Origin of the sequence: Micromonospora sp. NPDC048999, from assembly GCF_040649295.1 — a bacterium.
GTDB lineage: Bacteria > Actinomycetota > Actinomycetes > Mycobacteriales > Micromonosporaceae > Micromonospora.
In genome coordinates, this window is sequence record NZ_JBEZFI010000001.1 from 425,435 (window position 1) to 445,920 (window position 20,486).

The window sequence follows — 20,486 nt, forward strand, 5'->3', positions numbered from 1 at the left end:
CCCGATTTCGGCCCGCCACGGACGCGACGGTGCCACGATGCCGGCAGGGCGTGCCAGCGGGGCCGCCCCCGGCGAGAGGGGCCACCGTGAACGGCGTGGAACCCGGCACGCCCTGCTGGACCGACCTGGCGACCCCGGGGCTGCCGGACGCGAGGCGGTTCTACTCGGAGCTGTTCGGCTGGACCGGCCGGGTCTCCCCGGAGCCCGCGGCCGGCGGCTACACCGTGTTCCTCAAGGACGGCCGGGCCGTGGCCGGGGTGGGCCCGCCGGCCTCCCCGGACCAGGTGCCGATCTGGTCGACGTACGTGGCGACCGACGACGCCGACCTGGTGGCCACCCGCGTGGAGGCGGCCGGCGGCCAGGTGGTGGTGGCTCCCTTCGACGTCCTCGACCAGGGCCGGATGGCGGTCCTCTCCGATCCGGCCGGGGCGGTGTTCAGCGTCTGGCAGCCGATGGCGATGCGCGGCGCGGAGCTGTTCAACGCGCCCGGGTCGATGTGCTGGAACGAGCTGGTCACCCCCGATCCGGAGGGGGCCAGGGACTTCTACGCACTGGTCTTCGGCTGGCACGCGGAGGAGCAGCCGGGCGAGCCGTACCCGTACACCGGGTGGCGGTGCGGCGCGGTGATCGTCGGCGGGATGACGCGGCCGCTGGCGGAGCTGCCGGCCGATCTGCCGGCGTACTGGTCGGTGTGGTTCGCGGTGGCCGACGCCGACGTGACCGCAGCCCGCGCCACCGAGCTGGGCGCGACCGTCCTGGTTCCGCCCCGGGACACCCCGAAGGGTCAGCTCACCGCCCTCCGCGACCCGCAGGGCGCCATCTTCTCCACTCTCGCTCCCCGACCCGTACGCCGCGCTACGGCGTAGCCGCCGCCCCTCCTTTCCAGCGGACGGGGAGGACGAGGGGGCCGTGGTCGCCCTGGACGATCCGGACGTGGGCGCGGTAGTGGGTGGCGAGCAGGTCCTCGGTGAGCACCTCGTGCGGGGGGCCGGCGGCCGCCACCCGGCCGTCGGCGAGCAGCACCAGGCGGTCGGCGTACTCGCCGGCGATCGACAGGTCGTGCATGGTGGCGAGCACGGTCAGGCCGTGCTCGCGGCGAAGCTGGTCCACCAGCTCCAGCACCTCCTGCTGGTGGCCGATGTCCAACGCGCTGGTCGGCTCGTCGAGCAGCAGCAGGGTGGCGCCCTGGGCGAGGGCGCGGGCCAGGAACACCCGCTGCCGCTCCCCGCCGGAGAGGGTGGCCAGCTCCCGGTGCGCGAACCCGCCCAGGTCGAGCCGGTCCAGCACCTCGTGCACGGCGGCCAGGTCGGCGGCCGACTCCCGGCCGAGCGCCGGAATGTACGGCGTACGCCCGAGCAGCACGTAGTCGAACACCGACATGCCGACCGGTATCACCGGGGACTGCGCGACGGTGGCGACGACCCGGGCCCGGTCGCGACGGCGGAGCGCCTGGATCGGCGTACCGAAGAGGGAGACCGCGCCCGGAGCGGGCAGCAGGCCGCCGACGGCGCGCAGCAGGGTCGACTTGCCCGCGCCGTTCGGGCCGATCACGGTGACCCACTCGCCCACGGCGACGGTCAGGTCCACGCCGGCCAGGATCGACGCGCCGCCCAGCTCGACCCGCAGGCCCCGAACCTCCACGGCGCTCATGCGACCACCTCGCTCATGTGAACACCCGGCGGGCGGTCCGCAGCACCAGGACGAAGAACGGGCCGCCGAGCAGCGCGGTAACCACGCCGATCGGGATCTCGGCGGGGGCGGCGGCGGTCCGGGCGACAACGTCCGTCAGCGCCAGGAACGCCCCGCCGAAGAGCATCGACAGCGGCAGGATCACCCGGTAGCTGGACCCGGCGAGCAGCCGTACGGTGTGCGGCACGATGATGCCGACGAAGCCGATCAGCCCCGAGGCGGAGACCGCGGCGGCGGTGCCCAGCGAGGCGGCGGCGATCAGCAGGTACCGGGAGCGCTGCGGGTGCAGCCCGAGGCCGGTGGCCTCGTCGTCGCCGACGGAGAGCACGTCCAGCTCGCGCCGGTGCAGCAGCACCACGACCGAGGTGAACAGGAAGTACGGCAGGACCAGCCGGACGTCGTGCCAGCCGGCGGTGGCCAGCCGGCCGAGCAGCCAGGAGTAGACCTGTTGGAGGCTCTCGGCGTGCCGTTGCAACAGGTAGGTCTGCCCGGCGGCGAGGAACGCCGAGACCGCCACCCCGGCCAGGATCAGCGCGGCGGGTGATCGGTCGCGCCCGCCGGCCGCGCCGAGCAGGTACGTCAGGGCGACCGCGCCGAGCGACCCGACGAACGCGGCGAGCGGGATGGCCAGCGGCATGCCGCTGACTGCGCCGCCCGCCCCGACGCCGAGCGCGATCACCGCGGTCACCGCGAGCCCGGCTCCGGCCGCCACGCCCAGCAGGTACGGGTCGGCCAGCGGGTTACGGAAGACGCCCTGGTAGCAGCCGCCGGCCAGGGCGAGCAGCGCGCCGACGAGCAGGCCGAGCACGACCCGGGGCAGCCGCAGCTCGGTGACGATGGCGATCTCGCGCTCGGTGAGCCCGCTGTCCAGGTGCACCCCGGGCAGCAGGTTGAGCAGTTCGGCGGCGACGCTGCCGGGCGGCAGGCTGACCGGGCCGAGGGACACCCCGGCGACCAGCGCGACCAGTACCGCGCCGATCCCGGCTGCCAGCCAGCGTTTGCGCAGCCCGGCCGGCCGGGCCGGGGGCACCGGCCCGGCCCTGCGTACGCCGGCGGGCCGGGACGCTCGGGGCGTCCCGGCCGACGGGCCGGCGGTGTCCGCTGGTCGCACGCTCACCGACAGGTCACGCCGGGACCTTGGCGGTGGCCTCGACGATCACCCGGAGCAGGTCGACCACGCGCGGGCCCCAGCGCGAGGCGATGTCGTCGTCGAGGGCGACGATCTGGCTGTTCTTCACCGCCGTGACGCCGGCCCAGCCGCTGCGGGCCTTGACCGTCGCCGCCGTCTGCTCGCAGCACTTGGTGTCGGACAGGAAGACGAAGTCCGGGTTCGCCTGGACGATGACCTCCTGGGAGAGCTGCGGATAGCCGCCGTTCTTGCCGTCGGCGTCCGACGGGTCGGCGATGTTCTCCAACCCGGCGAGGGCGTAGATCGAGCCGATGAAGGTCTTGCTGGTGGCGGTGTAGAGCTCCGGGCCCAGCTCGTGGAAGTAGGTGAGCTTCTCCGCCCGCTGCGGCAGGCTGCCGGTGAGCGCGGTGATCTCGTCCTTCATCTTCTTGACCAGGTCCGCCGCCTCGCCCGAGTGGCCGGTGAGCGTGCCCAGGTCGGCGATCTGCTGGTACGTGTCGTCCAGCGTGGCCGCGGCCGGGGTGAGCAGCACCGGGATCTTCAGCGTGGTGAGCTGGTCAACGATCTTGTTCAGGTCGTTGGAGAGCACCACCAGGTCGGGGCTCTTGCCGGCGATCGCCTCGGCGTTCGGCTGGTAGCCGGAGAGGTCACTCTTCGGCGCCTCCGGCGGGTAGTTCGACTGGTCGTCGACGGCGGTGACCTGCTCGCCGGCGCCGATGGCGAAGAGCATCTCGGTCGTGGTCGGCGACAGCGAGACGATCTTCTCCGGGCGCTTGTCCAGGGTCAGCTTGCCGACCGTGGCCGGGAAGGACGCGGCGGAGCTACCGCCGGCGGCGGGGGTGTCGGTCGAGGTCTTCTCGGCGCAGCCGCCGAGCAGGAGAGCGCCGACCGCGAGGGCGGCGGCGAAAAGCCGGGGGGTACGTCTGGACATCGGTCCTCCTGTCGGTCGAGGAGCGTGGTGCTTCGCCGACAGGGAGCGCCTGGGCGTACCCGTCCGCGAGGCGCCCTTCCTCGAGAGCGCGTGTCGCGACCGTGCCGCAGGCGGCCTGGCTCGTCCCCGCCGCGAGCGGGGCATCACAGTTGCGGGACAGCGCCGGTTTCGCACCAGCTTCGCTGCGGTTTGGCCGGTAGCACCGTAGCGCACGACCAGCGAAGATCGCCCGGATGGGACATGTGGGTGTGACCCCCCGCGCTTCCGCCGGCAAAGATTTTCCACATGCCGAGCTCTGGCGAAAATTCCCGTCAGGAGCGACAGTGAACGGCAACGATGCGTTCTCATCTGGGAGCTGCCCATGATCACGAAACCGTTGCGCGCGGCCGCCCTCGCCGGCGTCACCGCGCTCGCCCTCCTCGCCACCACCGCGCCCGCCCAGGCGGGCAACAACCTCCCGGCCGGTCCGCACGACGAGCAGATCACCTTCCAGGAGTGGTCGAAGCACCCGGACTGGCGTACCGGCACCCACCAGGGGACGCGGGCCATCCCCGGACACCGCACCGGAATCACCATCGACCGGCCGGTCGGCACCACCCGGTTCACCGACCCGCACGGCGGCACCACCCGCACCTGGGAGTACGCCACCTGGACCTCCCCGGAGCAGGCGATCGGCTTCGACGCCACCGAACTGGTCGCCTCGTGGAACGCGGAGACCCCGGCCGGCACCTGGATCCAGGTCGAGCTGCACGGCACCTACAACACCGGCCAGCAGACTCCCTGGTACGTGATGGGCCGCTGGGCCTCCGGGGACCAGGACATCAAGCGGGCCACCCTGGACGGTCAGGGCGACCCCTGGTCGACCATCTGGACCGACACCTTCTCCATCGACAACGCCGCGAAGGGCGTGCTGCTGCGGTCGTACCAGCTTCGGCTGACCCTCTACCGGGCACCGGGGCAGGCCGCCTCGCCGCGGGTCTGGATGCTCGGCGCGATGAGCTCGAACGTGCCGGACCGGTTCAACGTCACGCCGAGCAGGGGCCGGATCGCCTGGGGCATCGAGCTGCCCGTCCCGCGCTACTCGCAGAACATCCACCGAGGCGAGTATCCGGAGTACGACAACGGTGGCGAGGCCTGGTGCTCGCCGACCTCCACGGAGATGGTGGTCGAGTACTGGGGCCGCAAGCCCTCGGCCGCGGACATCGCCTGGGTCAACCCGAGCTACGCCGACCCCACCGTCGACCACGCCGCCCGGATGACCTACGACTACGAGTACGAGGGCGCCGGCAACTGGCCGTTCAACACCGCGTACGCGGCCAGCTTCCCGGACATGGACGCGCGGGTCACCCGGCTGCACTCGCTCGACGAGGTGGAACGCTTCATCAAGGCCGGCATCCCGGTCGTCACCTCGCAGTCCTTCCTCGCAGAGGAGCTGGACGGGGCGAACTACGGCACCTCCGGGCACCTGTTCGTGGTGGTCGGGTTCACCGCCCAGGGTGACGTGATCATCAACGACCCCGCCTCGTCGTCCGACGCCGAGGTGCGCAACGTCTACAAGCGGGAGCAGTTCGAGCAGATCTGGCTGCGGACCAAGCGGTACCGGGCGAACGGCACGGTGGCCGGCGGCTCGGGCGGCATCGCGTACCTGATCAAGCCGGCGAACCGGCCCTGGCCGGTCGTACCGGGCTCGACCAACTGGTGACGGGACGGGCCCGGCACGGCCACCGTGCCGGGCCCGGCAATACCGTTGCCGGTCGCGTTACGCCGACGGGGCGAACGACGTCGGCGGGGTCGACGGCTCGGCCGCTCCCGCACGGCGGCGGATCGCCCGTACGATGATCACCACCCAGGCCACCGCTGCCGCCGCGCCAGCCAGGGTGAGCCCGGTGACCAGCAGATACGTCGACCCGCCGGCGGTGGAGAAGACGCCGGAACGGGCGCCCGTGTCACGGGCCGGGGCAGTGGTGCCCGTGGTCAGCCCATCCGGCGCGTCGTAGAGGATCACGTCGGTGCGCTCGGCACCGCCCTTGTCGGCGACGAAGGTCCCGCGCCACTCACAGTTGCGTCGGCCGCACTCCTCGTGCACCGCGGTGAAGGTGCCCTCGGTTCCGCCACCGTTCTTCGCCTGCCAGGCGGGGGCGAGGTCGTGGGCGCCAAATATCAGTCCGGCGACGGCGATGACCGGGAGACCGATCCAGACGAAGATCTTCGTCCGCCACCCATTGATCTTGCTCAGAATACCCATAGCGGCGGACCATAGCGGCCCCGGCCCGGTCGCGCTGTCCACTTTTCGGGCCCCGGCTCGTGGCCGCGCGGTGCTGGGGGCTACTCCTCGCGGCGCTGTTCCGCCGGCTCCGGCTGGTCGTCCCCGGCGAGCGCCGAGCGCAGCCGCTCCTTCTCGGCGCGGCGCCGATCCGACGCCTCGGCCATCTCCCCGGCCATCTCGTCCCGCCAGCTACGCAGCAGGACGAACGAGAGCCCGGCGGAAGCGGCCAGCGCCAGCATCAGGCGCAGGAACATGTTCATCTCGACGAACCAGAGGGCCGCCAGCACGCCGACGAACAGCCCGATCCGGCCCAGCGTGTACTTGACCGCCGCGCTCACGTTCGCACTCCGTTCTGCTCCATCACCGCTCGCGCGGCCTCAACCCGTACGCCGGGCGAGCCAGTGCACGCCAGGAAACCAGATCACCGCGTAGACCACGGTGAACACCGCCGCAGCCAGCGCGCCGGACAGCAGCGGCGGCAGCCCGGCGGCCAGGCCGGCCGCCAACAGCCCCGCGACGACTCCGACCGCGATGCCGGCCAGCGCCGCCACCACCCGGGCGGCGCCGAAGTCCCAGGCCCGGAAGTCGTCCCAGAAGAGCCAGACCGGCAGGATCACCGCCAGCCAGCCGTTGGTACGCCCGAACGCGCCCGCACCCATCGTGGCGAACGCCCACTCGAAGAGCACCAGCGCCAACACCCCGATCACCAGGCCGGCGAGACTCACCCCGAGCAGGTCACCCAGGGTCAGGATGCGCCCCTCGGCGTCTCGCCGGGGGAAGGTGCGCTGCTGCTCCTCTGTGGTCATCGGCGCGCCGTCAGGCCCAGACCTGCTGCGGCTCGGCGCGGCGCTCGGCCAGCGACGGGGCCGCGTCATATTCGCGGACGGTCTCGTAGCGGGTGTTCCGCTCGACCGGGCGGAAGCCGGCGTCCCAGATCAGGTGCAGCAGGTCGTCGCGGTGCATCGTGTTCGGCGTGCCGTACGCGTCGGCGTCGTGGGTGATCTTGTATTCCACGACGGAGCCGTCCAGGTCGTCCACGCCGAAGTTCAACGACAGTTGGGCCACCGAGAGACCGTGCATCACCCAGAAACACTTGACGTGCGGGACGTTGTCGAAGAGCAGCCGGGAAACGGCGAAGGTCTTCAGCGACTCGGCCGGCGAGGCCATCGTGGTCCGGGCCTGGATCCGGTTACGGATCTTGCCATCCGCCGAGTCGACGAAGTCGTGCTGGTAGCGCAGCGGGATGAAGACCTGGAAGCCGCCCGTCTCGTCCTGCAGCTCGCGCAGCCGCAGCACGTGGTCGACCCGGTGCCGGGGCTCCTCGATGTGGCCGTAGAGCATGGTCGACGGGGTCTTCATGCCCTTCGAGTGAGCCAGCCGGTGGATTCGCGACCAGTCCTCCCAGTGGCAGGCGTGGTCGACGATGTGCTGCCGGACCTCCCAGTCGAAGATCTCCGCGCCGCCGCCGGTCAGCGACTCCAGGCCGGCGTCCATCAGCTCGTCGAGGATCTCGTCGGCGCTCAGGCCGCTGATCTTCTCGAACCACTGCACCTCGGTCGCGGTGAACGCCTTGAGGTTCACCTTCGGCAGCGCCGCCTTCAGCTCGCGCAGCACCTTGGGGTAGTAGCGCCAGGGCAGGGTCGGGTGCAGGCCGTTGACGATGTGCAGCTCGGTGAGCTGCTCGTCCTCCATCTCCTTGGCCTTGCGGACCGCCTCGTCGATGCGCATCGTGTAGGCGTCCTTCTCGCCCGGCTTACGCTGGAACGAGCAATACGCGCACGACGCGGAGCAGACGTTGGTCAGGTTGAGGTGCCGGTTGACGTTGAACATCACCCGGTCGCCGTTCATCTCGGTGCGCTTGTGGTGGGCAAGCCGACCCAGCCAGGCGAGGTCGTCGCACTCGTAGAGCGCGATCCCGTCCTCGCGGGTGAGCCGCTCCCCCGCGTAGACCTTCGCTTCGAGCTCACGCTTGAGTCCGGCGTCCATCGAAAGCCACGTCCCTTCCGCCTGCGGTCCCGGTCGAGCGTACGTCGGTCCTCCGACGAACCGACGACCCGGTCGACCGCAGCGACGGAATTCACCGGCCGCCCGTTCGGCCGTCACCCTCCGCGCATCGACATAACTGGGCCCGTGAGGTAAGACAGGGTGGGGCGGAACACGGACAACGGGGCCGTCCCTGCTCAGCGCGCCCATCCGGCGCGGGGAACAGCAGACCGGACGGGGAGTGGAATGGTCGACAACAGGCAGGGCAGACGACAACGACGGAACGGCCCGCTGATCTCCCCGGTCCTCCGCCCGGCGCTCTGGTCCGCCCTGCTCGGCGCGGTGGCGGCGGCGGCGCTCGCCACCCCGGCCTGGGCCGACCCGCTGCCCGACACGATCCCGAACACCGGCTCCCGGCCCACCTACAGCGGCCCGCTGCAGCTGCCCGGCACGGCTACCGCCGCGCCCGGCCAGACCCCGGCCGTCAACGACCCGGCCGACGGGCCGCTGATCGCGCAGATCAACCAGGTCGACGCCCTGGTCGCACAGCTCGGTGACCAGCTCATCCAGATTAAGGAAGAACGGGACGCGGCGCAGGCCGATCTCGAACTCAAGAAGGCCGCGCTCGGGGAGGCCGAGGCGGCGCTCGCCCAGGCGCAGGAGAACGCCCGTACCGCCGCCACCGACGCGGTCAAGGCCGCCGCCGCCCTGCCACCCGGGCAGATCGGCGCCGATCTGCGTGACCTCAACGCCCTCCAGCGGATCACGCGCGGCGACAAGGCCGAGGGGGCCACCACCGCGGTCGACGGCGAGGTCGCCCGGGCCACCGCCGCCGAGAAGATCGCCCGCGAGGCGTACGACGCGGTGGAGCTGCGTGCCACCGAGAAGGCCGCCGAGTACGCCCGCATCGAGGCGGAGCTGCACAAGCAGGAAGACGCGCTGCTCAAGCTGCGCAAGGACAACGCCGCGCTGCTGCTCGAGATCGAGAAGCGCCAGGACGCCGCCGAGCAGCAGATCGGCAGCTCGCACGTCGTCAACCAGAACGTCAACGGGCTGGTCGCCGACCCTCGGGCGCAGGATGCCGTGAAGTACGCCCTCGCCCACCTCGGCGCCCCGTACCTGTGGGGCGCGGAGGGGCCGGACCGCTTCGACTGCTCCGGCCTGGTCCTCGCCTCGTACCGCTCGGCCGGCTACCGCGGCCTGCCCCGGGTCGCCAAGGACCAGTACTACGCCACCCGCTCCCGCACCGTGGACCCGGACGCGCTGCTCCCGGGCGACCTGCTCTTCTTCGCCTCGGGGAGCAGTTGGACGACCATCCACCACGTCACCATGTACATCGGCGACGGCAAGATGGTCGAGGCGCCGCGGAGCGGCGACGTCGTCAAGATCTCGGTGGTCCGCTGGTCCCGGCTCTACGCCGCGACCCGGGTGCTCGGCGCGGTCCCCGCCCCGGCCACCCCGACGCCGACCCCGACCGGCACGACTCCGCCGCCGAAGTCGACCCCGACGCCGACCCCCACCCAGACGGCCACCCCGAAGCCGACCCCGACTCCCACGCCGGTGCCCACCACCTCAAGCCCGAGCCCCAGCCCGTCGACCTCGCCGAGCGGTTCGCTCACGGGGTCGCCGACGTCCCGCCCGCCCGAGTCGCCGAGCCCCTCCTCGATCGACGAGGCGAGCACCGAGCCGAGCGTGACCACCAGCGCCGTCGAGCCGTCGAACAGCGTGGCGAGCACCACCTCGTCCAACCCGAGCGCCGGTAGCTGACCCCAACCGTCCACTCCGGCTGTGCTCCCCGGCCGGAATGTGGCACGGTGAGACCCAGGCACTCCTGGCCGACGCCACGGTCCGGGGGCGAGCGCGGGCGCGGAGGGGCGAGCATGGGCGAGCAAGAGGTTCCGGCGGAGTCGGTCCACCCCGGATCCACGCCCGAACCCACCGGGCCGGGGGCCGGACCAGCCCTCGGTGCACGCCCGGCCCTCGGTGCACGCCCGGACGAGGCCGCCCCGGCCGCGATCGCCCGGGCACGGGTCAGCGTCGCCGGTGCCGCCGTACCACCGGCCGACGGGGTGCCGAGCTCACCGGCCGCCGCCACCACCTACCGGGCGGGCGCTCCGGCGCAGGCGGCCCCGGCACCGTGGGCGACCCCCACGCCGCCGCCGACGCAGGCGGCCCTCGTGTCCCAGCCGACGCAGGCGGCCCCGGCGCCGCGGGCCGAGGCGGGGCAGGCCCGGGCCAGCGCCGCCGTACCCGGCCTGAGCCGGGTGTCGCCGGACGAGATCGGTGCCGCGGCCGTGGCGCAGGCCGGCACCGCCAAGGTCTACCGCGCGGGTCCGGTCAACCCCGAGCCGCCCGAGCCGCCCGAGCCGGCGCAGCCGCCGACACCGCCCACGCCGGAACCCGAGCCGGCGCCCACGCCCGTACCGGGTCCCACCCCGCCGTCACCGGCACCGCCCGTGCCGGAGCCGGAGCCGCCGTTCCGGCCGACGCCACCACCGGTGCCGACGCCACCGGTGCCCGCACCACCGCCGAGGCCGACGCCACCGGTGCCCGCACCTCCGCCCGGTCCAGTCCCGCCGCTGCCCGGGCCGCCGGGGCCACCACCCGTTCCGCCGGTGCCACCGCCCGCTCCACCGGTGCCCGCGCCTCCGTCGCCGCCTGGCCCGATGCCGGCGCCGCCGTTCCCGCCGCCGCCCGCCATGGCCAGCCCGACGGGCGCAACCCTGACCGGCCCGGCAACGGCCTTCTCGGCGGGCCGGCCCATCGCCACGCCTTCGACCACGTCGGCGGCCCGGGCCAGCGTGCCGCTCGCCACGCCGCCGGGGCTGCCCGCACCCGCACCCGCTCCCACGCCGGCCTGGACGCCGGCACCCCCGCCGTTGGCGGCTCCGCCGTTGGCGGCTCCGCCGGTTTCCGCCCCGCCGGTGGCGGGCCCGTCGGTGGCGGGCCCGTCGACGCCGGTGGTGCCGGCACCTGCGCTGCCCGCCTGGCCGCCGTCGACCAACCCGACCGAACACCGGAACGGCCCGGCCGGTCCGAGCCACGGACGCACCGGACCCGGCTCCACCACGGTCTCGTTCCCGCAGGGCAACCCGCTGGAGAATTCCGGCTCCCTGACCGGGCACATCCTGGCCCAGGGCTGGGCGGAGGACGCCCCGACCACCCGGTCCAACACCACCAAGGTGGTGATCGTGCTGGCCGCCTCGCTGGGCCTGCTGATCGCGATCAGCCTGCTGGTGGTGTTCCTGGCGAACGACGCGCTGAGCGGGCTGACCGACAACACGCCGAGCAGTTGACGGGGTGAGCCCGCCCACTACGGCATCGCGGTGCGGTGGCAACCGCACCGCGACGCCGTACAATTGCGGGGATCATTGACCTGGCGCGCCCGTCGCGCGCCCATGGGCGATCTTGCGGGCGATTCGGTGGCGTTCAGCGCTGCAGCGGGCCATCGCGAAGATGCGCCCCGCTCGGAAGGCATTTCTTGACCATTTCTGCTGCCCCCGGCACGTCCCCGTCCGCCGACCAGGCTCCGACGCCGGAGCTTCCGGCCGCCGAGGCTCCCGACTTCGCCACGCTGGGCCTGCCCCGGCGGCTGGTCGACGCGCTCGCCCGACAGGGCATCACCACCCCGTTCGAGATTCAGCGGGCCACCCTCCCGGACGCCCTCGCCGGCCGCGACGTCCTGGGCCGGGGCCAGACCGGCTCGGGTAAGACGCTGGCCTTCGGCCTGCCGGTGATCGCCCGGCTCGCCGACCGCAACCGGGCCCGTCCGCTGCACCCGCGCGCCCTCGTCCTGGTGCCCACCCGTGAGCTGGCCATGCAGGTCAACGACGCGCTGATGCCGCTCGGCAAGGCCGTCGGCATCTTCCTCAAGACCGCCGTCGGCGGCGTTCCGTACGACCGGCAGATCGACGCGCTGCGCCGGGGTGTGGAGATCGTCGTGGCCACCCCGGGGCGGCTCGGCGACCTGATCGAGCGCGGCATGTGCAGGCTGGACGACGTCGAGATCACCGTGCTCGACGAGGCCGACCAGATGGCCGACATGGGCTTCCTGCCCGAGGTCACCCAACTGCTGGCGAAGACGCCGGCGGACGCCCAGCGGCTGCTCTTCTCGGCCACCCTGGACAACGACGTGGACAGCCTGGTCGCCCGGTTCATGACCGACCCGATCACCCACTCCACCGCGCCGCCGACCGCCGCCGTGTCCACCATGGACCATCACCTGCTGCTGATCCCGCCGCACGACAAGTTCGCCGTCGCGGCGTCCATCGCGGCCCGCGACGGGCGCACCATGCTCTTCGCGCGTACCCAGCTCGGCGTCGACCGGCTGGTCGAGCAGCTCGCCGCGGTGGGCGTACGCGCGGGCGGCCTGCACGGCGGCAAGACCCAGCGGATGCGTACCCGGACCCTGGCCGAGTTCCGCGAGGGACGGACGAACGTGCTGGTGGCCACCGACGTGGCGGCCCGGGGCATCCACGTCGACGGGGTGTCGCTGGTGCTGCACATCGACCCGCCGAAGGACCCGAAGGATTACCTGCACCGGGCGGGGCGTACCGCCCGGGCTGGTGAGTCGGGCGCGGTGGCGACCCTGGTGCTGCCGAAGCAGCGCCGGACGACCCTCGCCATGCTGGAGAAGGCCGGCGTCGAGCCGGCCGAGACCCGCGTTCGCGCGGGCGACGCGGCGCTGGCCGAGCTGACCGGCGCCCGCGAGCCCAGCGGCGTGCCGGTCCGGGACGAGCCCGAGCCGCACCGGCACGGCGGCCGGTCGTCCGGCCCGCGTCGCTTCGAGGGGCGGGAGCGCGGATCGTTCGACCGAGGTGGGCGCGGATCGTTCGACCGAGGCGACCGCAGGCCCTTCGAGCGTGGCGAGCGCCGCGAGCGCGCATCGTTCGAACCGGCCGGACGCGGATCGTTCGACCGGGGCGAGCGCGGATCGTTCGACCGGGGCGGGCAGGGCGAGCGCCGGTTCGGCGACCGTGGCGACAGGGTTTTCGTGGATCGGGATGAACGGCGCTCCGGCCGGCCCTTCGGGGAGCGGCGCGAACGGGCCGAGGACCGGGGCGGCGAGCGCCGGATCGGGGACGGGCCGAGCGGCAACCGGAGCTACGGCGAGCGCGACACACGGCACTACGGCGACCGGACCGAGCGCCGGTACGAGGATCGCCCGCAGGACGGGCGGCGCTTCGGCGACCGGGACGGCCGTGGTGATCGGCGCTTCAGCGACCGGGGCGGCGACCATCGGCCGACGGATCACCGAAGCACCTTCCGCACCGCCGCCCGCCCCCGCGACGACCGCCACACCTCCCGCACCCACTGACCGCACTTCGGAATCGCGCGGAGATCTTGGAAGGAATCGGCCCCTATAAGGGCACGTTCCTTCCAAGATCTCTCAGCGCGAGGCCTGATGCGTGGCGTAACGTCCGCTTCATGCCGACCATGCCGAAGTCGCTCTTCTGGTCCAGAACCGACACCGCCGGGTCCGAACAGGTCGTCTTCGACGATCGTCAGGGCCTCCTCGCGCGGGGCGTGGTGCTGGCCGTGGACCCCCTCCCGTACACCTGCCGGTACCAGCTGACGGTTGGTGCGGACTGGTCCACCAGCCTGCTTGAGGCCGAGGTCGAGGGGGCCGGCTGGGCGCGGAGCGTACGTCTGGAACGAGCCGGGGACGGATGGCGGGTGCGCACCGGCGAGGAGGGCGACCTGGACGCGGCGCTGCGGGCGGCCGGGCACCCACCGGCCGGGCTGCCGGGCACCGACGAACCGGACCGGCTGGCCGCCGCGCTCGACGTCGACCTGAGCGGCTCCCCGCTGTTCAACACCCCTCCGGTACGCCGGATCGGGCTGGGCCGGACTCCGGCGGACCACGCCCGACAGGTCAGCGTGGCCTGGGTACGGCTGCCCGGCCTGGCTGTGCTCCCGGCCGAGCAGGTCTACACCTCGCTCGGGCCGGGTCGGGTCCGTTTCGCCAGCGGCACCTTGACCGCCGACCTGGACATCGACCCGAACGGCTTCGTGGTGCGCTACCCCGGCCTGGCCGAACGGATCGACCCGCGCTGACCCGCGCGACGGCCGAGGCCCGCGCGCCCTCGCCCTTCCTTCACACGGGCCAGGCGCCGGTGGTGAGGAAGCGGTCGATGGTGGCGAGGTGGGGGGCGAGGTCGAGGCCCTGGGCGGCCACCCACTCGTCGGCGTAGTACGTGTCCACGTAGCGGTCCCCGGCGTCGCAGATCAGCGTGACCACCGACCCGGTCCGCCCGGCGGCGAGCAGCTCCGCGATCAGCCCGAACGCCCCCCACAGGTTGGTGCCGGTGGAGCCGCCCACCCGGCGACCGAGCACCGCCGAACCGGCCCGCATGGCGGCGAGGGACGCGGCGTCCGGCACGTGAGCCATCCGGTCCACCACCGACGGGAGGAAGGACGCCTCCACGCAGGGCCGGCCGATTCCCTCGATCCGGGAGCCTCGGTCGGTCCGCACCGACCAGTCGCCGGCCTGCCAGGCCGGGAAGAAGGCGGAGTTGTCCGGGTCGACCACGCAGAGCTTGGTGGGCAGCCGGCGGTAGCGGGCGTACCGGCCGATGGTGGCGCTGGTGCCGCCGGTTCCGGCGCCCACCACGATCCACGCCGGCACCGGGTGCCGCTCCAGCGCGAGCTGCGCGTAGATCGACTCGGCGATGTTGTTGTTACCTCGCCAGTCGGTGGCTCGCTCGGCGTAGGTGAACTGGTCCATGAAGTGCCCGCCGGTGTCCTCGGCGAGCCAGCGGGCCTCGACCACCACCTTGGCCGGATCCTCGACCAGGTGGCAGCGGCCGCCCTGGAACTCGATCTGCGCGATCTTCTCGGCCGAGGTGGCGGCGGGCATCACCGCGATGAACGGCAGCCCCAGCATCCGGGCGAAGTACGCCTCGGAGACCGCGGTCGAGCCGGACGACGCCTCGATGATCGTGCTCTCCGGCCCGATCCAGCCGTTGCAGAGGCCGTACAGGAAGAGCGAGCGGGCCAGCCGGTGCTTGAGCGAGCCGGTGGGGTGCACCGACTCGTCCTTGAGGTAGAGGTCGATCCCCCATTCCCTGGGGAGGGGAAAGGGCAGCAGGTGGGTGTCCGCGGAGCGGTTGGCGTCCGCCTCGACCGTGGCGATCGCCTCGGTCACCCAGGTCCGGCTGGCCTCGTCACAGCGGTCGAGATGAGTCACGCCGGCAACGTTACAAGCGAGGTCGGCTCGCGTCTGCGTCCGCCCGCCTGGTCAGGCGCCGGGCGGTTCGATCGGCTGGGGGCGGTTCTCCCACTTGGTCGACAGGGCGATTCCGGTACGGGTGGAAGCCACCCCCGGCGTCCGGTTCAGCCGGACGATCAGCCGCTCCAACTCGGCGATGGTGCCGACCCGGGCCTTGAGCAGGAAGGATTCGACCCCGGCCATGAAATAGCAGGACTCGATCTCGGGCATCTGCCGGAACGCCTCAAGCACACCGTCGGTGTCGGCGGTGGAGTCTTCCACGATGCCGATCAGCGCGGTGACCCTGAGCCCGATCGACTCCGGCTCCACCTCGGCCCGGTACGCCCGGATGACCCCGCTCGACTCCAGCTTCCCGACCCGCTCGTGTACCGCCGGGGCGGAGAGTCCGACCTGGCGGGCGAGTTCGGCGTACGACAGGCGGGCGTTGCCGCGCAGCAACTCCACGAGGCTGAGGTCGATCGCATCCACGGAGTGTGACCTTATCGGTTCGGCGGCGACGGCCGACGCTTGGCACCAATTGAACATGACGACGGGTATGGGCTCCCAAACTCGTGGTCGGGGGAGTTCCGAGCCGCTATCATTTACTAACTTCTCACTGTGTGCGTTTTTCGCGTTTGGCGGACAGGCCAGGTCGCTGGTGCTGTAATTGCCATACGTCCCTCATGACGGCTCTGGGCTCGCACCGGCCGGGGCAGTGTGTTCAGCCGGGGGCTTCGTCGACGCGAGGAGGGGGCTGTGGACACTGGAGATCGCCTGCTGACACCGGGCGAGGTCGCCGCGCTGTTTCGGGTTGATCCGAAAACCGTGACGAGATGGGCAGCGGCCGGCCGGATAGGCAGCATCCGGACTCCAGGCGGGCATCGCCGGTTTCGGGAATCCGAGGTGCGGGCCCTGCTTGAGGGGGAGGGCATGCTGGACGAGGCGGAAGACATGGGCAAGCCACGCAACGTGGGCCCGGCCGCGCCGACCGGCCCCGGGCCGGCGAACGCCGGAATGTACTGACCCGATCGGCGCGCGGGCCGGCCGTCAGGTGCGGTCCGCGTCCCGGCGGGCTGCGGCCAGCTCACCGGACCAGCGTCGGAAGAGCGTGTGCGACACACCGAGCGCGTCCAGCACCTTGCCGGCCACGAAGTCGACCAACTGCTCGGCGGAGGCCGTCGCGCCGGCACCGTAGAAGCCGGGGCTGGCCGGTAGCACGACGGCGCCGGCGTCGTGCAACGCGAGGAGATGCTCCAGGTGACTGCGAGTCACCGGGGTTTCCCGCGGCACCACCACCACCGGCCGCCGCTCCTTGAGGTTCACCTCGGCGGCACGCTGCAACAGGTCCTTCGACAGCCCGATCGCGATGCCGGCGCAGGCCGCCGTGCTGGCGGGGACGACCGCCATCCCGCGTACCCGGTAGGAGCCGCTGCTCGGTCCGGCGGCGAGGTCGCCGGCGGGCCAGAACCGCACGTCGGCGTCGGCGAGGTCGCGCCCCAACCAGACGGCCAGGTCGTCGGCCCAGTGCGCGTCCCGGAAGGGACGCCCGGTCTCGTCGAGGATGGTCAATCGGGCGGCCCGGGAGACGATCAGGTCCACCGCCTCACCGGCGTCTAGCAGGCCTCGGACGACCGCGGCCGGGTACGGCGTGCCGGAGGCCCCGGAGACGCCCACCACCCATGGTTCGCGCATACCGTCAAGCGTGCCTGGTCGGCCGGGGAGCCGGACAGGCACCCCCGAGGGACCACGGGAATCCCAGCAACCTGCCATGCTTCCGTCTGCGGCCCACCGTTGAGGGGAGGGATCGGTGATGGCGGAGGCGGTGCTCCGGTCACTCCGGTCCGACTGCCCGATCGCGCCCCGATCATCCCCGCACTCGGAGCCGACGCAGGAGTGGTTGGTCGATCAACTCGACCGCCTCGGCCTGCCGCCGGACGCTGTCGCCCGGGAGGGGGTGGCCCGGGCCGGCTTCGCCCGCTACGCCGGCCGGCTCTACCCGGACGCCACCGGGCCCGACCTGCGCGTACTGGCCGCGCTGTTCACCTGGTTCTTCCTGGTGGACGACGCCTGCGACGGGCCGGACCGGCCGGACCCGACCCAGATCCGGGCGCTGCGCGACGGCGCGCTCGCCCTGCTCCGGGAGGGGCCCCGCGCCCACCGTCCCGGCTTCACCGGTCCGTTGCGCCGGCTGCTGGTGCAGGCGTGGCGGGAGCCACGGCGCCGGATGCCGGCCTGTTGGCGGCTCCGCTTCGTCGACGCCGTCGCCCACCATCTCGACGGCGCCTGGCGGGAGGCTGTGGCCCGGGCCGCCGGCCGCCCACCCGGGGTCGACGAGTACGTCGAGCTGCGCCGGGCCACCTCGGCGGCGTACGTGTCGTACCCGCTGATCGAGTTCGCGACCGGCCGGCCGCTGCCCGACGCCGTCTACCACCACCCCGCGCTGCGCCGGCTCGGCGACCTCGCCAACGACCTGCTCTCCTGGTTCAACGACATCGCCTCGCTGGACCGGGACCAGGCAGCCTCCGGGGGGCACAACCTGGTGCTGGCGGTGGCCGCCGAGCGGAGCGTGCCCGTGGCGACCGCGGTGGACCTGGTCGCCGCGCGCTGGCGTACGGAGATGGCGCGTTTCGTGGCGCTGCGCGCCGCCGTGCCGTCCTTCGGGCCGGCGCTGGACGAGTCGGTCACCGCCCACCTCGACGGGCTGGCCAACGCGATCCGCGGCACCGTCGACTGGACCCTGGAAAGCGCCCGCTACCCGGCCGGCTCAGGGGCGTAGGCCGAGGCGGACCACCAGGTCGAGCAGGGCGAAGACGAACAGCGCGATGCCGACGAAGCCGTTGGCGGTGAAGAAGGCCCGGTTGACCTTGCTCAGGTCGGTCGGGCTGACCACCAGGTGCTGGTAGCCGAAGGCGAGCGCGGTCAGCGCCAGCCCGATCCACCACAGCCAGCCGAAGCCGACCAGCGCGCCGAACCAGAGGAACAGCGCGAAGGTCACCACGTGCGCCACGGTGGAGGCGTGCAGCGCGAAGCGCAGCCCGTACCGGGCGGGGACGCTGTGCACCCCGATCTTCCGGTCGATGTCGGCGTCCTGGCAGGCGTAGATCAGGTCGAAGCCGCCGATCCACAGGCCCACGGCGGCGCCGAGCAGCCAGGCCGGCCCGGATCCGGCGAGGGTGCCGGTGACCGCGATCCAGGCGCCGACCGGCCCGACCGCCTGGGCGATCGCCAGGATGGCGTGCGGCCAGTTGGTGAACCGCTTGCCGTAGGGGTAGACGACCAGCGGCACCACGGCGAGCGGCGCGAGGGCCAGGCAGAGCGGGTTGAGCAGGGCGGCGGCGCCCAGGAAGACCACCAGCGCGACCGCCGCGCCGGTCCAGGCCGTCCGCAGGCTCACCGCCCCGGTAACAAGTTCCCGCTTGGCGGTACGCGGGTTCCGGGCGTCGATCCGCCGGTCGAGGATCCGGTTGGCGGCCATGGCGAACGTGCGCGCCCCGACCATCGCCACGGTGATCAGCAGCAGGTCGAGCCAGCGGACGTGCCCGCCGTCGACCCGCATCGCGGTCAGCGCCGACAGGTACGCGAACGGCAACGCGAAGACCGAGTGCTCGATCGCGACCAGCTTGAGGAAGGACTTGACCCGGCCCGGGTGCTGCACCGGGGCCTCGGCGACGGCGGCCATCAGATTCCGTACTCCTTCCAGCGCTTGTCGACCAGCGAGATCACCTCGGGCGACATGGTCATCTCCTCCGGCCAGCCCCGGGTGTAGCCCTCACTGGGCAGCTTGCGGGTGGCGTCGATGCCCGCCTTGCCGCCCCAGAACTGCTGGTACGACGCGTGGTCGAGGTGGTCGACCGGCCCCTCGGTGACCATCAGGTCGCGGGCGTAGTCGACGTTGCCGAAGGCACGGAACGCGACCTCGTTGTAGTCGTGCACGTCGCAGTCCTCGTCGACGATCACGATCAGCTTGGTCAGCGACATCAGGTGCGCGCCCCAGATCGCGTTCATCACCTTCTGTGCGTGCTTCGGGTAGCGCTTGCGGATCGACACGATCGCGCAGTTGTGGAAGACCCCGGCGGCCGGCAGGTCGTAGTCGACGATGTCCGGGATCATCAGCTTGAGCAGCGGCTGGAAGATCCGCTCGGTGGCCTTGCCGAGGCCGAGGTCCTCCTGCGGCGGCTTGGACGTGACGATCGAGTGGTAGACCGGGTCGCGCTGCATGGTCATGGCCTCGACGTGCAGCACCGGGAACGGCTCGACCGGGGTGTAGAAGCCGGTGTGGTCGCCGAACGGCCCCTCGGGCAGCCGCTCGCCGGGCTCCAGGTAGCCCTCCAGCACCACCTGGGCGTGCGCCGGCACCTGCAGTGGCACGGTCAGGCAGTCGACCATCTCGACCCGCTCGCCGCGCAGGAACCCGGCGAACAGGTATTCGTCGATGTCGCTGGGCAGCGGCGCGGTGGCGGCGTACGAGACGACCGGGTCGCAGCCGATCGCGATGGCGACCGGGAGCCGCTGGCCGAGCCGCTCGGCGACGGCGTGATGGGCGGTGGAGTCCTTGTGGATCTGCCAGTGCATGCCCAGCGTGTTGCGGCTGTGCTGCTGTAGGCGGTACAAGCCGAGGTTGCGCTTGCCGGTCTCCGGGTGCTTGGTGTGGGTCAGCCCGAAGTTGTGGAAGATGCCGCCGTCACCGGGCCAGACCTGCAGGCCCGGCAGCCGGTCCAGGTCGACGTCGTCGCCCCGGTAGACCACCTGCTGGCAGGGCGCGGTCTTGACCTTGCGGGGCGGCACCGACTTGAGTTGCATGACCTTGCCCAGGCCCTCGCGGATGCCGGACCAGCCGACCGGCAGCTCCGGCTTGATCAGCCCGCCGATCCGCTCGCCGATCTCGTCCAGCGAGTCGACGCCGAGCGCCATCGCCATCCGCTTCTCGGTGCCGAACAGGTTGATCGCCACCGGCATCTCGCCCCGGGTCGGCCGCTCGAACAGCAGCGCCGGCCCGCCTTCCCGCACGGTCCGGGTGACGATCTCGCTGATCTCCAGCGTCGGGTCGACCGGGACGTTCACCCGCCGCAGCTCGCCCGCGCGCTCCAGCGCCACGAGAAAGTCCCTGAGATCGGTGTACGGAAAGCCACGAGCCGCCATACCGCCAGTCTCCCCCACCGTACTGAGGTGCACGGAAGGGCCCCTTGTTAACGCCCTCCGGCAGAGCAGGGCTCGCGGTTAACGCGGGCGGCATGGACGAAAGCCGGCCGGGTAGTCGAGCCGCCCAGGCGCGGCGGAG

At 72.5% G+C, this 20,486-nt stretch carries 20 protein-coding genes and 1 riboswitch; of the genes, 8 read left to right on the top strand and 12 right to left on the bottom strand.

Going from position 1 to position 20,486, the window contains the following annotated elements:
* Nucleotides 1-86: 86 nt before the first annotated feature.
* Nucleotides 87-866 (top strand): VOC family protein, encoded by a 780-nt coding sequence (locus tag AB0C02_RS02030; protein WP_357540135.1) that lies wholly within the window; start codon nt 87-89, stop codon nt 864-866.
* On the opposite strand, the gene AB0C02_RS02035 is transcribed toward AB0C02_RS02030, so the two are convergent.
* The 3 genes from AB0C02_RS02035 to AB0C02_RS02045 all read right to left on the bottom strand — a co-directional run bounded on the left by AB0C02_RS02035 (nt 856) and on the right by AB0C02_RS02045 (nt 3,749).
* The gene (locus AB0C02_RS02035) at nt 856-1,650 is read right to left on the bottom strand and encodes an ABC transporter ATP-binding protein (protein WP_357540137.1); all 795 of its coding nucleotides are present in this window, start codon (nt 1,648-1,650) and stop codon (nt 856-858) included. The two genes, AB0C02_RS02030 and AB0C02_RS02035, sit on opposite strands and share 11 nt — an antisense overlap.
* Nucleotides 1,651-1,663: 13 nt before the next feature.
* A complete protein-coding gene (locus AB0C02_RS02040; RefSeq protein ID WP_357540986.1) occupies nt 1,664-2,719 on the bottom strand; it encodes an iron ABC transporter permease in 1,056 nt (351 codons plus the stop codon).
* A 94-nt stretch (nt 2,720-2,813) separates the two neighbouring features.
* A complete protein-coding gene (locus AB0C02_RS02045) occupies nt 2,814-3,749 on the bottom strand; it encodes an ABC transporter substrate-binding protein (protein ID WP_357540139.1) in 936 nt (311 codons plus the stop codon).
* A gap of 91 nt (nt 3,750-3,840) precedes the next feature.
* A riboswitch (cobalamin riboswitch) is annotated at nt 3,841-3,984 on the bottom strand.
* A 126-nt stretch (nt 3,985-4,110) separates the two neighbouring features.
* Between AB0C02_RS02045 and AB0C02_RS02050 the strand changes: the two genes are divergently transcribed.
* A complete protein-coding gene (locus AB0C02_RS02050; protein WP_357540141.1) occupies nt 4,111-5,451 on the top strand; it encodes a C39 family peptidase in 1,341 nt (446 codons plus the stop codon).
* A 57-nt stretch (nt 5,452-5,508) separates the two neighbouring features.
* Here AB0C02_RS02050 and AB0C02_RS02055 read toward each other — a convergent pair whose 3' ends face one another.
* The 4 genes from AB0C02_RS02055 to mqnE all read right to left on the bottom strand — a co-directional run bounded on the left by AB0C02_RS02055 (nt 5,509) and on the right by mqnE (nt 8,001).
* The gene (locus tag AB0C02_RS02055; protein WP_357540143.1) at nt 5,509-5,994 is read right to left on the bottom strand and encodes a hypothetical protein; all 486 of its coding nucleotides are present in this window, start codon (nt 5,992-5,994) and stop codon (nt 5,509-5,511) included.
* An 80-nt stretch (nt 5,995-6,074) separates the two neighbouring features.
* Nucleotides 6,075-6,353 (bottom strand): DUF4229 domain-containing protein, encoded by a 279-nt coding sequence (locus AB0C02_RS02060; RefSeq protein WP_357540145.1) that lies wholly within the window; start codon nt 6,351-6,353, stop codon nt 6,075-6,077.
* Nucleotides 6,354-6,392: 39 nt separating this feature from the next.
* Complete coding sequence (locus AB0C02_RS02065; RefSeq protein WP_357540147.1) at nt 6,393-6,821, bottom strand: hypothetical protein; 429 nt, start codon at nt 6,819-6,821, stop codon at nt 6,393-6,395.
* A 10-nt stretch (nt 6,822-6,831) separates the two neighbouring features.
* Nucleotides 6,832-8,001 (bottom strand): aminofutalosine synthase MqnE, encoded by a 1,170-nt coding sequence (gene mqnE / locus AB0C02_RS02070; protein WP_357540149.1) that lies wholly within the window; start codon nt 7,999-8,001, stop codon nt 6,832-6,834.
* Nucleotides 8,002-8,244: 243 nt separating this feature from the next.
* Here mqnE and AB0C02_RS02075 point away from each other — a divergent pair, with 243 nt between their 5' ends.
* The 4 genes from AB0C02_RS02075 (at nt 8,245) to AB0C02_RS02090 (ending at nt 14,055) form a co-directional block, all read left to right on the top strand.
* A complete protein-coding gene (locus AB0C02_RS02075) occupies nt 8,245-9,765 on the top strand; it encodes a C40 family peptidase (protein ID WP_357540151.1) in 1,521 nt (506 codons plus the stop codon).
* Nucleotides 9,766-9,878: 113 nt separating this feature from the next.
* The gene (locus tag AB0C02_RS02080) at nt 9,879-11,294 is read left to right on the top strand and encodes a hypothetical protein (RefSeq protein WP_357540153.1); all 1,416 of its coding nucleotides are present in this window, start codon (nt 9,879-9,881) and stop codon (nt 11,292-11,294) included.
* Between the two features lie 278 nt (nt 11,295-11,572).
* Nucleotides 11,573-13,315: a DEAD/DEAH box helicase gene (locus AB0C02_RS02085; protein ID WP_357540988.1), complete on the top strand. Its 1,743-nt coding sequence runs from the start codon at nt 11,573-11,575 to the stop codon at nt 13,313-13,315.
* A gap of 119 nt (nt 13,316-13,434) precedes the next feature.
* Nucleotides 13,435-14,055, top strand: a complete 621-nt coding sequence (locus AB0C02_RS02090) for a putative glycolipid-binding domain-containing protein (RefSeq protein ID WP_357540990.1) — start codon at nt 13,435-13,437, stop codon at nt 14,053-14,055.
* A 40-nt stretch (nt 14,056-14,095) separates the two neighbouring features.
* Here the strand turns inward: AB0C02_RS02090 and AB0C02_RS02095 are convergent, their stop codons facing one another.
* Entirely contained in the window at nt 14,096-15,187 is a 1,092-nt protein-coding gene (locus AB0C02_RS02095; RefSeq protein WP_357540155.1) for a PLP-dependent cysteine synthase family protein, read from the bottom strand.
* A 51-nt stretch (nt 15,188-15,238) separates the two neighbouring features.
* Entirely contained in the window at nt 15,239-15,697 is a 459-nt protein-coding gene (locus tag AB0C02_RS02100; protein ID WP_357540157.1) for an Lrp/AsnC family transcriptional regulator, read from the bottom strand.
* A 267-nt stretch (nt 15,698-15,964) separates the two neighbouring features.
* On the opposite strand from AB0C02_RS02100, the gene AB0C02_RS02105 reads away from it, so the two are divergent.
* Nucleotides 15,965-16,231: a BldC family transcriptional regulator gene (locus AB0C02_RS02105; RefSeq protein ID WP_357540159.1), complete on the top strand. Its 267-nt coding sequence runs from the start codon at nt 15,965-15,967 to the stop codon at nt 16,229-16,231.
* 24 nt (nt 16,232-16,255) lie between these two features.
* Here the strand turns inward: AB0C02_RS02105 and AB0C02_RS02110 are convergent, their stop codons facing one another.
* Nucleotides 16,256-16,900, bottom strand: a complete 645-nt coding sequence (locus AB0C02_RS02110; protein ID WP_357540160.1) for a UbiX family flavin prenyltransferase — start codon at nt 16,898-16,900, stop codon at nt 16,256-16,258.
* A 118-nt stretch (nt 16,901-17,018) separates the two neighbouring features.
* Here AB0C02_RS02110 and AB0C02_RS02115 point away from each other — a divergent pair, with 118 nt between their 5' ends.
* Entirely contained in the window at nt 17,019-17,984 is a 966-nt protein-coding gene (locus AB0C02_RS02115) for a terpene synthase (RefSeq protein WP_357540161.1), read from the top strand.
* On the opposite strand, the gene mqnP is transcribed toward AB0C02_RS02115, so the two are convergent.
* Nucleotides 17,973-18,887 carry a menaquinone biosynthesis prenyltransferase MqnP gene (mqnP, locus tag AB0C02_RS02120; RefSeq protein ID WP_357540163.1) on the bottom strand — a complete coding sequence of 305 codons (915 nt, stop codon included), beginning with the start codon at nt 18,885-18,887 and terminating at the stop codon, nt 17,973-17,975. The two genes, AB0C02_RS02115 and mqnP, sit on opposite strands and share 12 nt — an antisense overlap.
* Nucleotides 18,887-20,347 carry a menaquinone biosynthesis decarboxylase gene (locus AB0C02_RS02125; RefSeq protein WP_357540165.1) on the bottom strand — a complete coding sequence of 487 codons (1,461 nt, stop codon included), beginning with the start codon at nt 20,345-20,347 and terminating at the stop codon, nt 18,887-18,889. Before AB0C02_RS02125 ends, mqnP begins: the two co-directional genes overlap by 1 nt.
* Nucleotides 20,348-20,486 lie beyond the last annotated feature (139 nt).

Coding starts and splice junctions, on each gene's coding strand:
- mqnP (WP_357540163.1), bottom strand. CDS start 18,887: ATGGCCGCCGTCGCCGAGGCCCCGGTGCAGCACCCGGGCCGGGTCAAG.
- AB0C02_RS02065 (WP_357540147.1), bottom strand. CDS start 6,821: ATGACCACAGAGGAGCAGCAGCGCACCTTCCCCCGGCGAGACGCCGAG.
- AB0C02_RS02045 (WP_357540139.1), bottom strand. CDS start 3,749: ATGTCCAGACGTACCCCCCGGCTTTTCGCCGCCGCCCTCGCGGTCGGC.
- AB0C02_RS02075 (WP_357540151.1), top strand. CDS start 8,245: ATGGTCGACAACAGGCAGGGCAGACGACAACGACGGAACGGCCCGCTG.
- AB0C02_RS02115 (WP_357540161.1), top strand. CDS start 17,019: ATGGCGGAGGCGGTGCTCCGGTCACTCCGGTCCGACTGCCCGATCGCG.
- AB0C02_RS02080 (WP_357540153.1), top strand. CDS start 9,879: ATGGGCGAGCAAGAGGTTCCGGCGGAGTCGGTCCACCCCGGATCCACG.
- AB0C02_RS02055 (WP_357540143.1), bottom strand. CDS start 5,994: ATGGGTATTCTGAGCAAGATCAATGGGTGGCGGACGAAGATCTTCGTC.
- AB0C02_RS02090 (WP_357540990.1), top strand. CDS start 13,435: ATGCCGAAGTCGCTCTTCTGGTCCAGAACCGACACCGCCGGGTCCGAA.
- AB0C02_RS02110 (WP_357540160.1), bottom strand. CDS start 16,900: ATGCGCGAACCATGGGTGGTGGGCGTCTCCGGGGCCTCCGGCACGCCG.
- AB0C02_RS02035 (WP_357540137.1), bottom strand. CDS start 1,650: ATGAGCGCCGTGGAGGTTCGGGGCCTGCGGGTCGAGCTGGGCGGCGCG.
- AB0C02_RS02050 (WP_357540141.1), top strand. CDS start 4,111: ATGATCACGAAACCGTTGCGCGCGGCCGCCCTCGCCGGCGTCACCGCG.
- AB0C02_RS02125 (WP_357540165.1), bottom strand. CDS start 20,347: ATGGCGGCTCGTGGCTTTCCGTACACCGATCTCAGGGACTTTCTCGTG.
- mqnE (WP_357540149.1), bottom strand. CDS start 8,001: ATGGACGCCGGACTCAAGCGTGAGCTCGAAGCGAAGGTCTACGCGGGG.